Annotated in this window: 4 protein-coding genes; all 4 read left to right on the top strand. The window is 67.3% G+C overall.

Features of this window, described 5'->3' with window-relative positions; translation table 11 throughout:
* Nucleotides 1-467 precede the first annotated feature (467 nt).
* The 4 genes from C3B71_RS13740 to C3B71_RS16595 all read left to right on the top strand — a co-directional run bounded on the left by C3B71_RS13740 (nt 468) and on the right by C3B71_RS16595 (nt 16,051).
* Nucleotides 468-4,454, top strand: coding sequence for a DUF5979 domain-containing protein (locus C3B71_RS13740; RefSeq protein WP_146752370.1), 3,987 nt, complete (start codon nt 468-470; stop codon nt 4,452-4,454).
* A gap of 1,169 nt (nt 4,455-5,623) precedes the next feature.
* On the top strand, nt 5,624-13,132 hold the full coding sequence (locus tag C3B71_RS16735; protein WP_159097715.1) for a DUF5979 domain-containing protein: 7,509 nt from the start codon (nt 5,624-5,626) through the stop codon (nt 13,130-13,132).
* A gap of 68 nt (nt 13,133-13,200) precedes the next feature.
* Nucleotides 13,201-14,832: a SpaH/EbpB family LPXTG-anchored major pilin gene (locus C3B71_RS13730; RefSeq protein ID WP_108968818.1), complete on the top strand. Its 1,632-nt coding sequence runs from the start codon at nt 13,201-13,203 to the stop codon at nt 14,830-14,832.
* 664 nt (nt 14,833-15,496) lie between these two features.
* Nucleotides 15,497-16,051 carry a class C sortase gene (locus tag C3B71_RS16595; protein ID WP_234415932.1) on the top strand — a complete coding sequence of 185 codons (555 nt, stop codon included), beginning with the start codon at nt 15,497-15,499 and terminating at the stop codon, nt 16,049-16,051.
* Nucleotides 16,052-16,145: the final 94 nt, after the last annotated feature.

Below are 16,145 nucleotides of genomic sequence, written 5' to 3'. Positions count from 1 at the left end.
GTTGATGCTCACAGCCGCGGCGAACAGCCTCGGGGCGGCTCGGACACTTTCCTGTGCCGAGCCGCCCCGAGATATCTCGCGCCGTCCCACCTCGAACCGGTGCGTCTGTGGGGCGGCGGATTCGAGCTGTCGCCGTGCGCGATTCAATCGCCGCGCAAATGAGAGGTTTCGTATACCGACTCGACACGAATCACACATTCTAACTCTATGGCAACGGCATTGTTATCGACATCGTGGATTTCTGCCAATCGATTTGCACTAACCTGTCGAAGAGCTGTCAGTAGCCTAGCCGGGGTCCGCATGCGGGGCGTGCGACGCCCCTGCCTTCCTCGTCGAACGGAGCCCTTCCCATGCCTCTGTCACACGCGTTCCACAGGACGCGGGCCGTATCGCGCCGCCTCTTGGCGGTAGTGGCGGTCGGTGTTCTTGCGCTCGCGACCCTGCTCGCCGCTCCTCCTCTGCTGGCTGTGCCTGAGGCTGAGGCCGCTGGGGCAACACTCACCGTTGGCCTGGGCGAGACCACTGCGCAGATCTCCAACGTGAAGGTGTATGACACCGACAACACGGTGTCCTACCAGGGGCAGACCATGTCGCAGGAGGAGTACGCGCGGCGCATCGCCTGCCTGCACTACGGGCCCCAGGACAACAACTACAACACCGGTGTTGTTGCCGGCTCCTCCGGGCAATGGGCGGGCTTCTCCTACGGGTTCTTGGATGAAAGCTGTCCTAATACTTTCAACAACACCAGGCAGTCGGCCATGAGCTTCAAGCCCACGTCGGTCACCGCGGCGGATGTCGGCGACGTGTTCCTCGTGGGTACGCTGCGCCACGACAATGTCAACATCGACCCTGTGGACACAACCACCAAGTCCTACTACGGCAGCCTGCAGATCACCACCGCGGGTGAGGAGATTCAGACCAACTTCCCCTTCCGCGAGTGGGATACACCCAACTACTGCGCAACCATGCTGGGCCCAGATGGCAACGCCATTGTCGGTGCAGACGGGCCGTCCGAGTACGCATGGAACAGCAGCGGTACCGCCGTCGGGCGCATAGGAACCTCCGCCGGCGACGGCAGCACGTACAACTACGCGTGGTACTACGGCAGGTTGCAGCGGTTCGACTCGACCCTGAGAGGGGCCTCGGGGCCGAACGGAATTACCTGCGCGCATGACGTCCTGGAGATCGCCTCCGACCGCTCCGACACCTCCTGGACCGACCCCAGCACCGGCATCTCCTACAAGCTGCGCCTGTGGGGCTTCGTCAACAATGGGGAAAACGGGACCTGCGCGGTCACTCCCGAGATGGCCTCAGCCGATCTGGAGAGCACCTTCATCACTCCTGAGGGCAGGACCAGCTACGGCTGCCTCTACGGCTCGCTGGAGCAGGTCCGTCCGGTGACCTTCACCAAGGTGGTCGAGACCGATGACTCCCTCCAGGCCACCACGCCGATCCCCACCTTCAGCTACTCCAACGTCTCCGCCGAGGGCAGCTACGGGGCCGAGAAGTGGGGCACCCCCGCTTCGCTGACCCCCACCGGCTGGGGCAGTGCCGGCGCCGTCTCCGACCCCACCACCTACGAGTTGCTCGCGCCCAACGACGCCGCAATCGTCCAGGAGAACGCACTCACCCCGGCGCTGACGGACACCACCTCCGGATGGACCCTCGGCGGTGTCACCTGTACCTACAAGAGCGGCGGCATTGAGCATCCGCTGATGCGCCGCGACGGCCAACGGATGGACACCTCTGACTCGGTCGACCTGGCCAACCGCACCATCCGCCTGGACCAGGCCGAGCTGGCCACCTCCTACGAGGAGGCCGCAATCAACTGCACCTGGCACAACCAGTACGTGGCCCACTCCAGGCTGACCCTGGTCAACACCGTCGGCGAGGGCGACGCCCAGGCCACCGACTGGACCCTGACCGCGACCCCGGTCTCCGGCCTGTCGGGCCAGAACACCCTCAGCGGCGTCACGGGCGACCCGGCCGTTACCGCGGTCACGACCGGGTCGGGCGCCTATGAGCTGTCCACCTCCGAGGTGGACGGATACGCCGTCGACTCCTGGTCCTGTGTGCACACCGGTACGTCCACCGCGGTGACCATGAACAGCGACACCCAGGTGGTGCTGCCCGCCGACGCCGACGTCACCTGCACCGCCACGCAGAAACTCGCCAATAAGACGATCTCCTTCGCCAAGTCGCTGGCAGGCGCCACCGACGGCACCGACCTCGACTCCTACCAACTGAGCTACACCTGCACCAAGGAGGGCAAGCCCGACGTCACCGGCACGGCCACCGTGAACAGTGACGGAACCGTCGTCGCCGGCGAGGCCGTTCCCGTGGGCGCCTCCTGCACCGTCACCGAGCAGGCCCCACAGGCCGCGGACCTGAACTCGTCCGACTCCGGCTCCTTCAGCTGGGGCAGCCCCGCGGACTACACGGTGACCGTGGGCGAGACCCCGGTGAGTACCACGCGTAGCGGCGACGGCGTCTCCTTCACCGTACCCGGCGGCCAGGGCGACCTGGTGGTCACCGTCACCAACCAGATCATCCCCCACGCCGGCGTCACCAAGACCTTCGACTCCGTGACCGCCGCCGACGCCCTGGGCGCGAACGCCACCTTCGACCAGACCTACACCGTCACGGTCACCAATCCCTCTCGCATCCTCCCGCTGCGCTACTCACTGGAGGATGTGGTCACCGCGCCCGCGAACACAACCGTCAACTCGGTCACCATTAGCGGCGGCCCGCTTGCGAGCCCACAGCTACTCCCCGAGGGCCAGACCACCTACACGGCCGACGACGTGACCCTGGATGCGGGAGCACGACACGTATACACGGTGACCGTCAACGTCACCGCGCCTGACGCCGGACTCGCCGGACCCGACGGCGCCTGCACCTCCCAGGACGCGACCGATGGCAGAGCGGTGCACAATGCTGCGCAAGTCACTTCTCGTGGCGTCGCCAAGGTCGCCGAGGCCTGCGGCACGGTGCCGGCCAATCCGAGCTTCTCGGTGAGCAAGCAGGCCGGTGAGGTGGTGCGCAATAGTGTCGACGGCACCTTCACCGCCGGTTATGCCGTGACGGTCACCAACACCTCCCACGCCGCCTCTACGATCATCAGCGACGTCACCGACGTCCCGGATCTGCCCGTCGGCGCACGCATCAGCCGCGTTGAGGTGCTGGAGAACGGTGCCGCGGCCTCTGGCGTGACCATCCCGGCGATCGTCGACGGCGCCCTGAGTGGACCGGTGGTACTGGCAGCCGCCGGAACCGGCCCCGAACTTGCCGCTGCGCCCGAGGGGTCCGACGTGGGCGGCACGCGCAGTTTCACCGTCCGCATCACGTTCACGGTGGACCCCACGGCCTCCGGATACGACGCCGCCGACTACCAGTGCGGCGGCACCCGGGCCGACGGCCAACCCACCGGACTGGTCAACACAGTGTCCATGGACGGCGACACCTCCGGTGAGGACGACAACACGGCCTGCCTGTCCGTCCAGTCCGTACTGAAGTTCTCCAAGACGGTGGCTCTCCAACCGGGCACCGGATCCTCCTTCGACGTCGCCTACGACATCAGCGTCGTCAACGAGGGCGCACTGCCCGGTTCGACCGGTACCGTCACGGACCAGCCCGCATTCGCCCCCGGCCTGAACATCACCGGCGCCACGGTTTCCCGCGACGGCGGCGCCGCGCAGGCGATCACAGCGGACGGATCGGGTGCTTACGTCCTCGCCGACGGTGAGACCATCGGTTCCGGGCAGACGATGACCTGGAGGCTCACCCTGTCAGTTGCGATCGATCCCGCGGCAGCCGGATACGACGAGGCGCTGCTTGCGTGCTCCACGGGTGCCGATGGCCTGCTGGAAAGCGGACACGGCTTGTACAACGCAGCCATCCCACCGAGCGATGTGGATCAGGCAACCGAACCCGACCACAACGTCGCGTGTGCCAGCGTCTCGCCCGATGCCGGCAAGCGCACGCTGTCGGTGGTCAAGACCGGCAGTCAGGGCAACCTGGACGGCGCCGCCTTCAGCATCTACCCGGTCGACCCCTCAACCTCCGGGGCGACCGCAATTGCTGACGGCGTGGTCCCCTCGGGTGAGACCGGCGTGTTCACCACCGCGCTGCTCCCGATCAACCACGAGTACTGGCTGCTGGAGACCCGGGCCCCGGCCGGACACCAACTGCTGGCCAACCCGGTCCACATCCGGATCACCGATACCGGTATCACCGTGCTGAACGATTCCGAACTGGGCGTATCCACGGCGGTCGTTTCACAGTCGGCGGGTACCGGGGCGGATGACGTGCTCACCATTCGGGATCTCGAGGCTGCGAGGCTGCCCAATGCTGGTGGCAACGGGTTGATGCCGAATGTGGTTGTCGCAATCGCACTGCTCGCGGCCGCAGCGGGAATCGCATGGCGAAAGCATTACGGCATGCGACTCGCATAGAAATCGTGTCGACCGTGCGACGCATAGGGCGGTCACGAGTGGCGGGGCGGGCATGCGAAGCGGTGCACGCCCCGCCGTCGCGATACCGGGGCAACGCACTCGGGTCTTGATGTTGCCGGCGCTGAAATGGCTGCAAAGCGTGACGGAACTGATGCGTTTATAGTGTGGTGGCATGAATAGTGCTGAAATGTTGCATGTTAGACGGTCAATCGTGCGTCATGATCGGTATCCTTGAGGTGTCGCGGGTGCACGCCTTGAGGGTGTGAGGCGCGCAGTCGATATCGCCGCAGAGTCAGTTCGATCGGGAGAGGACGCCGATGCGCAAAGCAGTTTCGCGCCTCCGGGCGCTCGCACCTTCGCGTGCAAGAGCGCTGGCTCTGATAACGGTTCTTGCGTTGTTTGCCGGCACATTCCTGGGGGGTGTCGTGCTCCCCGTTGTCCCGGCCGCCGTGGCGGCCGAGGTCGTGGTTCCTTTGGGGACGTCGACAGCGCGTCAACACGACATTGTCACCAGTGCCTTTCCCACCGTTTCGGAGGCGATCTATAGGGGCTGTGTGCGGTACAGTCCAGAGGATCCGGGAAGTCAGACGACTACCGCAGAAGTAGTTGCGGGTGATGGCACTTATGCGGCCTTCGGGTATGGCTCAAACATGGGGGCAAATCCCAGAGATTGTCCGCGGCAATACGATCCTGCTAGTCAAAGCACCGTCGGTTTGAGGCCCGAGGTGTCTGGCAGTGTTGGTGTGGGTCAGCCCTTCTTGGTCGCCACCATGCGGCACGGTAACCGTCCGATCTACGCGATAGTGGATGAAATTACTGTGGGCGGCACCATGGAGCTTACGCTCGGAAATGCAATTCGTTCAGAGTTCCCTTGGAAGCTCAAGGAGACGACGAACATTTGTCGTTCCACCTTCAATCAAGATGGTAGCTACAATACGAGTGGCACCGGTCGGTATGCCTTCGATCGGAACGGAAGGACGGGCCTGCGGGCTACATTCGGATGGGATTCCTGGTACGGCAGCTACGGTTGGAGTAGCGATTATCACTACGCTTACAACCGTGATGGTCGACTCGTCTCCTTCGATACGAATGACGGCGCGAGTGGAGGTGCGGATGGCGGCCCTATTTACGGTTCTGACGGTCGTTCCTGTGAGGACGACACTCTTGAAGTGGAGGCCGCGATCTCGTCCACTGCCTGGACGGATCCAGCTACCGGCATCGACTACAAGCTGAAGCTATGGGGATTCGTCAACAACGGTGAGAACGGAGTCTGCTCCACCGACTTGGCGGATGAGGGGAAACTGGAGAACACCTTCATCACCAAGGAGAACACCGAGACCTACGGCTGCCTGTACGGCTCCTTGGAGCAGGTGCGCCACGTCACTTTCGCCAAGTACGCGACTACTGATCCTTCTTTGGAGAGCTCTGTCACGCCGCCGACGTTCACTTACACCAATGTGTCCGAGCCGGGATCGAACGCGCTCGCGGACTGGAGTCCGTTGAACAACCTTCGGCCCAATGGCTGGGGAACTGCCGGTACCGTTTCCGACCCGCAGGCGTATGAGCTGCTGGCACCCGACGATAAGGCCGCTGTCAGGGAGAATATTGCCAATCCAGTGACTCAGACCTCCTCCGGTTGGCGGCTGGCGGGTGTCGAGTGCCGTACCCCCGATGGTGTGCTCCAGCACCGCAACGGCGGCGACTTCACCGACACCGCTCTCGACCTGAGCACGAACACCCTGGACCTGGATTCCACCCAGCTGTCCCAGGATCAGAGGAATACGGATTTCATCTGTACCTGGCACAACGATTACGTCGGTCGTTCTCAGCTCACGCTGGTCAAGCGGCTCAACGGTATGACCTTTCCGGCCGTAAGCACCGCAAACTGGACGCTCACGGCTACGCCCACCAGGACTTCCGAGGCCGACGATCCCTACCCGTACCGGATGATCTCCGGAATCTCGGGACAGCCCTCGGTCACCGGCCAGTGGACCCGCTCGGGCACCTACACCCTGTCGGAGGCCACCACCGGCAACGTGCAGGGCTTCGAACAGCAGGGGGATTGGGTCTGCCGGGACCAGAATAACCGCGACGTTACGGTCACCGACTCACAGGTGACTCTAGCGCCCGACCAGCGGGTCACCTGCACCGTCACCAACAGCTTCGATACCGGCTCCATCGAGATCAGGAAGACCGTCAACGACCCTGATCGCGGTCTGAGCAACGCCAACAAGGTGTTCACCGGCACCTACGACTGCGGCAACACCAACGGCCGCGACTTCTCCGGCACCTGGTCCGCCGCCAGCGGTCGCTCGGCGGTGATCACGGGCCTGCCCGTCGGTGCCAATTGCACCATCTCCGAGGACACCCCGAGCGGTGACCTCAAGGATGGCTCGTACGAGTGGACTACTCCGAACATCGATAGAACGACGGTGCAGGTTCTGCGGGCCCCTTCCGTAAACCGGGTGAACGTCACCAACTCCGTCGTCCGTAATACCGGCACCATCAACGTCAGCAAGGCCGTCGAGCCGGAAGACGAGACCGCCGCGAGCGGCTGGACCGGCGGTGCGGACCGCACCTTCAAGGTCGACTACACCTGCACCGGCGACGGCGGCTCCGGCACCCTGGACGTCTCCACCGGAACCCCAGCCACGCTCACCGTCCCCGCAGGCACCACCTGCTCCTTCACCGAGGCCGCCCCCGAGACCGCGGACGGCGACTTCAAGGACTCCTCCTACGAGTGGACCGGCGCGGGCAGCTTCGACAACTCCCGGGTCACCGTCGGCAAGGACACCTCCGAGACCATCACCGTCACCAACACCTACCGGCGCGTACTGGTGGACCTGAACCTCGCCAAGCAGGTTGACGGCGAGGGCTACAACGGCGGCAACGCCACCTTCGCCATCGACTACGACTGCGGCACCGACTACGCCGGCACAGTTGACGTCGCGGACGGCGCCTCCACCACCGTACAGGTACCCCGCGGCGCCCTGTGCACCGTCTCCGAGCCCGCATCCTCGCTGAACGAGGACCTGCTCGCCGACGCCTACGACTGGGGCACCCCCAGCTACGAGGGCCTCGACGCCGCCGAGGGCACCATGGTGAACGCGGCCAACGGCGGCAAGACCGTCACCGTCGTCAACCCCACCGAGGCCGCCTGGGGCAAGGTGGCCGTCACCAAGAGTGTCAGCCCCGACTCCGGCCCCGTGACCGCCGGCACCACCTTCCCGGTCACCGTCACCTGTGACGCGCCCGCCCAGGGCGAGACCGAGAACTACGCCGGCACCTTCAACCTGTCGGCCACCGGCTCGGCGGCCACCGCCACCACCCCGTACATCGCCGCCGGCGCCAACTGCACCGTCAGCGAGACCGCGCCCACCGGCTCCACGGGCCTGACCGACGCCTCCTACAAGTGGAGCGCAGGGCCCGCCGACCAGGCCGTCACCGTCCAGGGCGACCGCACCGAGCCGGTCACCGTCACCAACACCTGGGAGCGTGACTACGGCGAATTCACCATCACCAAGCAGCTGACCGACCTGGACGGCCAGGGCGCCGACAACACCTACACCGGCACCTGGACCTGCACCCACCCCGGCGACGACGACGCCACCGGCACCTGGTCGGTGACCGGCTCCGGCGCCGCCACGCTGAGCGTCACCTCCGGACCCGCCACCGCGGCCGGAACCAGCGCCGCCGTGCTGCTCGGCTCCACCTGCACGGTCACCGAGGACGACCCCGGCGCCCCCAACGCCGCCGACTCCTCCTACGTGTTCTCCACCGCCGGCGCCACCTCCGGCCCGGCAACCATCGACCCCGGTACCCGCAGCGGCAACGTGGACGTCACCAACGTCGTCGCCCGCACCACCGGTGGGCTGACCATCACCAAGAGTGTGGAGGGCGCCGAGGCCGGCACCGGCTTCGCCGACACCGACTTCACCTTCACCTACACCTGCACCCCGCTCACCGGCGAGGTCATCACCGGCACTGCCACCGTGCGCGCCGGCCAGGTCACCGAGCCCATCACCGGCATCCCGGAGGGCTCAGCCTGCACGGTCACCGAGAGCACGGACGCCCTGCCCGCCGCCATCGACCCCTACCGCTGGGACGCCGACGGCACCTCCATGACGGCCACGCCGTCGAGCGGTGCGGCCGTGTCCGCGGACGGCGGGAGCATCTCCTTCACCATGCCCGGCGGGGACGAGCCGGGTGTGGCCGTGGCCGCCACCAACACCATGAGTGAGCGTTACGGCTCCATCCAGGTCACCAAGACGGTGGCTGACAACAACAAGGCGAACGGCTTCACCGGCGCCGGGGAGAAGCTCTTCCCCATCACCGTCACCTGCGACGGCGCCCAGACCTACTCCGGGACCCTCGCCGACGGCGAGACCGTCACGGTCGGCGACATCCCCCTCGGCCAGACCTGCACCGTCACCGAGGGCACCATCAGCGGCGGCCTGGCCGACGGCTCCTACGCCTGGGGTGCGCCCACCATCACCGACCCGGTTCGGATCACCAGCGAGGACGCCTCCTCCGGCACCGTCACCGTCACCAACACCATTGAGCGCGTGCGCGCCGACGTGAACCTGAGCAAGGTGCTCTCCGGCGAACTGGCCACCCAGTTCGGCGCCGACAACACCTACTCCGGCGCCTTCACCTGCACCCACGACGGCGACGCCGACGTGACCGGCACCTGGAGCGTGGACGGCGCCGGCAACGCCGCCATCACCTACGACGACGGCGAGGCCCCCTACGTCGACTCCACCTGCACGCCCACCGAGGACCTGGACGCCTCCGGCGCCCCGGACACCGACCCCTCCTTCTCCTGGAGCGAGCCCAGCTACGACGCCGCCACCGTGACGGCGGACGGCACCGCCGCGATGACCGTCACCAACACCGTGAACCGGGACATGGGCTCCCTGACCGCCGCGAAGACGGTCATCGGGGAGACGGACGGCCTCAAGGACGGCCAGACCTTCACCTTGAACGCCACCTGCACCGCCCCCGGCGTGGACGGCGAGCTCACCGCCACCGCCACCGTCGCGGACGGCGAGAGCGGCGTCGCCTTCGACCGGGAGATCCCTGCCGGCTGGACCTGCGCCATCAGCGAGACCAGCCCCACCCAGGACCAGCTCAAGGACTCCTCCTACGCGTGGGAGATGGCCACCGTCTTCCCCGACGAGGTCACCATCACCAAGGATGAGACCGTGGCCGTGTCCGCCACCAACACGATCCGCCGCGTCACCTCCGACCTGAGCCTGACCAAGGCCTACGGGGACGGGCTGTCCGAGGGCGTCGTCGTCGACGAGTCCTTCTCCGGCGACATCGCCTGCCACTACGACGACGGCCAGGGCATCACCCAGGACTGGAGCCTGACCTGGACGGCCGACGGCGCCGGTGCGGCCACCATCGACGGCCTGCCCGAGGGCGGCCTGCCGCTGGGCACCGTCTGCACCGCCGCCGAGGACGCCCCCACTCAGGACCAGTTGAAGGACATCTCCTACCGCTGGGCCGAGCCGACCGTCTCCGACCCGGTCACCATCGGTGCGGACGCCGCCGCCAACACGCTCACCGTCACCAACGACGCCGAGCGCGCCGCCCAGCCGCTCACCATCACCAAGGCCTACACCGGCATCGACGGCGCCCTGAACGACGGCGCCACCGTGCGCGGCGGCTGGTCCTGCACCCAGGCGGACGGCAGCGAGGTCGGCGGACGCTGGGAGCTGCCCGCCTCCGGCGGCTCCGCCACCGTCAGTGAGGGCGCCGCTGGCGCCACCATCTACGCCGGCGCCGACTGCACCCTCACCGAGGACACGCCCATCGACACCTCCGGGCTGACGGACGTCTCCTACGCGTGGAACAACCCCGCCTACGACGTCGCCGCCGACGGGCAGACCTTCACCGACGGCAACACACTGACGGGCATCGCCCAGGACTCCGACCCGGTGCTGCGGGTCACCAACTCCACCCAGCGCATCTACGGCGCCCTGGCCATCAACAAGCTCGTGAACGGGCTCGACGGCGTCACCGCCGCCGAATCCAACACCTACGCCGGCACCTGGTCCTGCACCGCCCCTGACGGAACCGGCAACGAGGGCACCTGGCGAGTCACCGGCGCCGGCACCGCCACCCTGACCGGCGACTACACGCAGATCCTGGTCGGCTCCACCTGCACGGTCACCGAGACCGGCCGCCCGACCACCCCGGTCAGTGGCGACCCGTCCTACCAGTGGACGGACCCGGAGCTCGACGGCGACTACGGCACCGTCACCCAGGCGCAGACCATCGCCCGGGACGCCACCTCCACCGCCGAGGTCACCAACGCCGCCGACGAGCGCACCCTGGCCACCGGCTTCACCGTCAACAAGGCCATCTCCGGGGCCACCGACGGCGCCACCGGCGAGAGCTACACGGTGGACTACACCTGCACCGCCGGGCAGGACACCTTCACCGGCACGCTCACCCTGCCCGCCGACGGCAACGCCGTCGCCGTGGCGGACGTGCCCGTGGGCGCCACCTGCACCCTGACCGAGGCGGCACCCGGGGACGACGCCCTCGCCGCGCCCGCGGACGGCTCCTTCACATGGACCGACCCCATGACCTACGAGGTCGAGGGCGCCGACGCCGACACCTCCACCCCCGGAGCGGTCACCTTCACCCTGCCCGTACAGGCCGACGCCGCCGTGACCGCCACGGTCACCAACGACGTCGCCCCGCACGCCGGCGTGAACAAGACCTTCACGGGCACCAGCAAGCACCTGGACGCCGACGGCAACTGGACCGGCGAGACCTGGGACGTCACCTACGAGGTGACCGTCACCAACCCCTCGCAGGTGCAGGACCTCACCTACGACCTGGTGGACACCCCGACCGTGCCCGAGGGCACCACGCTGAACTCCATCACCGTCACCGGCGGTGCCCTGGCAGACGCGCTCACGCAGGCCTCCGGGCCCGTGACCGTCGTCGACGGCGCAACCCTGCCGGCCGGCGCCACCCACACCTACACCGTGGTGCTGAACGTGACCGCCCCCGACACCGGAATCCCCGGCGTCGGTGACGGCGAGTGCAGCGCGCAGGCCGCCACCGACGGCACCGCCATCCACAACACCGCCGCCGTCACCTCCGGCGAGGTCACAGACACCGCCGAGGACTGCGGCGACGTCCCAACCAACCCGAAGTTCTCGGTGCGCAAGGACGGCGTCGACGTGGTCCGCAACGGGGACACCTACACCGCGACCTACACGGTGACCGTGGAGAACACCTCCCGCGCCGCCAGCCAGATCATCGCCGACGTCACCGACACCCCCGCCCTGCCGGAGACCGCGAAGATCACCGGCGTCGCCGTCCTGGAGAACGGTGAGGCCGCCTCGGATGCCACCATCCCGGGCATTTCCGACGGCGTACTGGCCGGTCCCATCACCTTGGCCCGGGCCGGCTCCGGCCCCGCGCTGGCCGGCGGCACCGCCGGCCAGGACGGCACCATCACCGGCGGCGGAACCCGAGTCATCACCGTCCAGGTGAGCTTCACCGTCGACTCCGCCGCGGACTTCGAGGACACCGACTACCAGTGCGGGCACGAGCGCGCCGACGGCGCCCCCTCCGGCCTGGTCAACACCTCCGCCATGGCGGGTGACACGGATGACGATGCCAACAACACCGCCTGCCTGGACCTCACGCCCCGGCTGACCGTGTCCAAGTCCGTCGCCACCACCGGCGTCGGCACCACCTCCAGCTTCGACGTCGCCTACACCATCACGGTGACCAACGAGGGCGAGCTCGCCCAGTCCACCGGGCTGCTGCGCGACAAGCCGGACTTCGCCCCCGGCCTGGACATCGACCGGGCGACCGTCACCGCCCCCGGCGGGGAACCGGTCACCGCAGAGGCCGACGCCGAGGGCTACTACACCCTCACCGCCGGCGACGTGATCGCCCCCGGGCAGACGGCCCAGTACACGATCACCTTCACGGTGAGCGTCGACCCGAGCCACGCCGACTACTCCGAGGAGCTGCTGGAGTGCTCCGTGGAGGCGGACGGCACTCGCACGCCGGGCCACGGCCTGTTCAATGAGGTCTACCCGACCGATGGGCGTGACGCCACTGGACGCAGTGACAACACCGCCTGCGAACCGGTCACCCCGGACGCCGGCAAGCGCATCATCACGCTGCGCAAGACCGGCACCCAGGTGCAGGCCGACGGCACCACCAACCTGCCCGGCGCCGAGTTCGCGATCTACGACGTCGACCCGGCCACGGACGGCGCCACCCCGATTGAGAACGGCGTGAGCGTGGATCCGGTGGACGGCTCCCTGTTCACCTCCGCGGGATTGCCCATCAACCACGACTACTGGGTGGTTGAGACCAAGGCGCCCGCCGGACACAGCCTGCTGCCGCGGCCCGTCCAGTTCCACCTGGGCGTGGACTCGGGCGGCAACACCACCATCACGCTCGCCGACACGAACCTGACGGCGGACACCATCGCGGTGATCCCCGCCGTCACCGACGCCGACGGCAACGTCGTCACCGCCATCGGCATCAACATCCACGACGTCGAAACCGGCACGCTGCCCCTCTCGGGCGGCCGCGGCATCGGCGTGTACCTGGCCTGGGCCGGGCTGCTGCTGACTGCCGCGCTCGTCCTGACCATCACCAAGACTTCCCGACGCGAGGGCCGCAGGGCCTGAGCAGCGGGAGAAACCAGGGGCCAACCGGACAGCCGGGCAACCCGAAACCACATCAACGAGGAGAACCCATGTCATCCCTCACCAGGCGCCGTGGCGCCGGCCTCGCTGCGGCGGTGGCCCTCGCAATCGGCGGGATGGTCGCGGCGCCCGTCGCCACGGCTGCCCCAACCCCCGCGATTCTCGCTGCCGCCGAGGCAACCGATCTGGACACGGCGCTCATCGACGCCGACCGTGCTTCGACTCTGACCATTCACAAGCTGGCTCAGACCGAGACCAACGGCACTTCCGCCGGCAACGGCTTGGAGGACACCAGCGCCACTGGCGATGCGGTCGAAGGTGTCACCTTCACGGTCACGAAGCTCAACTTCGACCTGACCACCCAGGCCGGCTGGCAGCAGCTAGCGGCGCTGAATGGAAGCGCCGCGGAGGCCGCGGGTTACAAGACCGCCACCGTGTTCACGCAGACGACCGACGGCGACGGGCTGGCCACCTTCTCGAACCTGGAGGTGGGCGCCTACCTGGTCTCCGAGACCAAGGCCCCCCAGAACGTCACCACCGCCGAGGACTTCGTGGTCACGGTGCCGATGACCAATCCGAATGGTTCTGAGTGGAACTACGACGTCCACGTCTACCCGAAGAACTCTGTGGTTGACTCCAGCAAGGAGGTCAGCGACAACGGCTCTCCGACGATCGGCGACACGGTCACTTACACGATCAAGGCCGACATCCCCAAGATTGACGTCGACGGCGGCGCGACGATCAAGAACTACCAGATCGTCGACCCGCTCGACCCGCGCCTGCAGTACCAGGACACGACGGTGACCATGCTCGGCACCGGGGCTCAGGAACTTGAGGGGACCGACTATGAGATCGTCACCGCCGTCGGCAGCGACGGCAAGACGTACGTGACCGTCACCTTCACCGCGGATGGCCGCGCCAAGATCGCCTCCGCCCGCGCCGACGGGGACACCAGCACCCAGGTGCAGGTGGTCATTAACGCCACTATCAAGGCCATCGGCAACGGCAATGGCTCCATCTCCAACACCTCGTTCCTGATCCCGAACGACTCGCAGACCACCTGGGACCCGAACAACCCCAACCCGGAGGACGTCCCCGGTGAGCCCAGCGACGAGGTCAAGTCCTACTACGGCAAGGTGACCATCACCAAGAGTGGTACTGACAACGCTGCGGCCTCGAAGTACGCCGGCGCCGAGTTCCAGGTCTACGAGTGCAACCCGACCGGTGCTACCCAGGGTGCCACCATCGACCGCGATGCGGCGAACATCACCGGGGCGGCTCTGACCGCCAACCAGGTGACCGCGGCCGGCACGGTTGAGAACACCGCCAAGTTCACCACCGGCTCCGACGGCAAGGTCACCATCGACGCGCTGCGGACGAACGACTTCATCAACAACGCTGCCGTCACCAACCCCGGCTGGTACTGCCTGGTGGAGACCAAGGCCCCCACGGGTTACGAGATCCAGAGCGACCCGATCGCCTTCCAGGTGCTCAAGTCCGAGGTCGAGGCCTCGCCGTACGCCATCGATTTCACGGTGATCGATGTCCCCTCCAACGCCGGCTTCCGCCTGCCGCTGACCGGTGCCAACGGCATCATCTTCCTCACCATCGCCGGCATCCTGCTGGTCGCCGGTGCGGTCCTGCTCACGGTGCACAACAAGCGCCGCAGCGCCCAGGCCTGAGGCTACGAATGTGCCGGTAACTGAGCGCCGGCACACCAGCACACGCGGCGGCGTGTACGAATCGGATAACTCCGGCGTACACGCCGCCGCCGTCCCAGGGCTGGCTCGACGGCGCACTATCTTGACATCCGAATGTCGGCGGCTCCGCTCAACGCCGACTCACCACAGCCTCACCTCCGTTTTTCCGCCACGAGCCACACAGAAGGAAGCCAATGGGCCAGACTCCGTCAATCGCCGACGTCCTGGATGAACCCGGTCCCGACCTGGGCGACGCTTCCGCGGACAGGCCCGCGCAGCCCGATGACGCGCACGGCGGCGCCGAGCCCCCCAAGCCACCGAGTGAGAAGTCCACCGGAAGACCCAGCCGGAGCAACCGCCTGCTGGGCGTACTGCCCTTCATACTGGCCCTGGCCGGTGCACTCGTGCTGGCCTACCCGGTGCTGGCCACCCAGCACAACAATGCCCGCCAGCAGGAGATCGCCGACCAGTACCAGGCGCAGATGAACGCCGTCAGCCCCGACGTGCTCGCCGCCGAGCTCGCCAGCGCCGACGAGTACAACCAGGAGCTGGCCTCCTCCCCGATCCTCGACCCCTGGCTGGACCAGCAGCGCCCCGACACCCCCAGTACCAGGCCTACCTGGCCGAGCTGGATCTGGACGAGGTCATGGCTCGGATCGTCATCCCCAAGATCCATGTGGACCTGCCGGTCTACCACGGCACCGAGGCCGAGACTCTCTCCCGGGGCGTCGGCCACCTGTTCGGCACCGCCCTGCCCGTGGGCGGGACCTCCACCCACTCCGTACTGACGGGCCACACCGGCATGGGATCGGCCACGCTCTTCGACGACCTGACGAAGCTGGAGGAGGGCGACGTCTTCTACATCACCGCCGCCGGTCGCACACTCAAATACGAGGTCAACGACGTCCGCGTGGTCCTGCCCACCGAGACGGAATCGCTGAACAAGGTGCCGGGGGAGGACCTGGTCACCCTGATCACCTGCACCCCCTACGGCGTCAACACCCACCGCCTGCTGGTCACCGGGACGCGCGTGGCCATGGACCCGGTACAGGCCGAGGCGGAGCAGGCCGCGGCTACTCCCGCGCCCATGCGTCCGTGGATGCTGTGGCTGATCGGCGCCGTCGTCGTGATCCTGACCGTGCTCACCGTCGCAGCCGGGCGGCGGGTGGTGCGTCGGGTGCGTTACGCGCGCCGCTCCTGAGTCGCGGAATATCTCTGGTATCTGACGTTTTAAATGCGTGATTCAACTCAATAGGGTTACTTTGATAACCGGATTGCCGCGACGCCGGCACGGG

The organism is Actinomyces sp. Z16 (assembly GCF_003111765.1).
GTDB lineage: Bacteria > Actinomycetota > Actinomycetes > Actinomycetales > Actinomycetaceae > Actinomyces > Actinomyces glycerinitolerans.
This window is presented reverse-complemented; position numbering and strand designations above follow the sequence as displayed.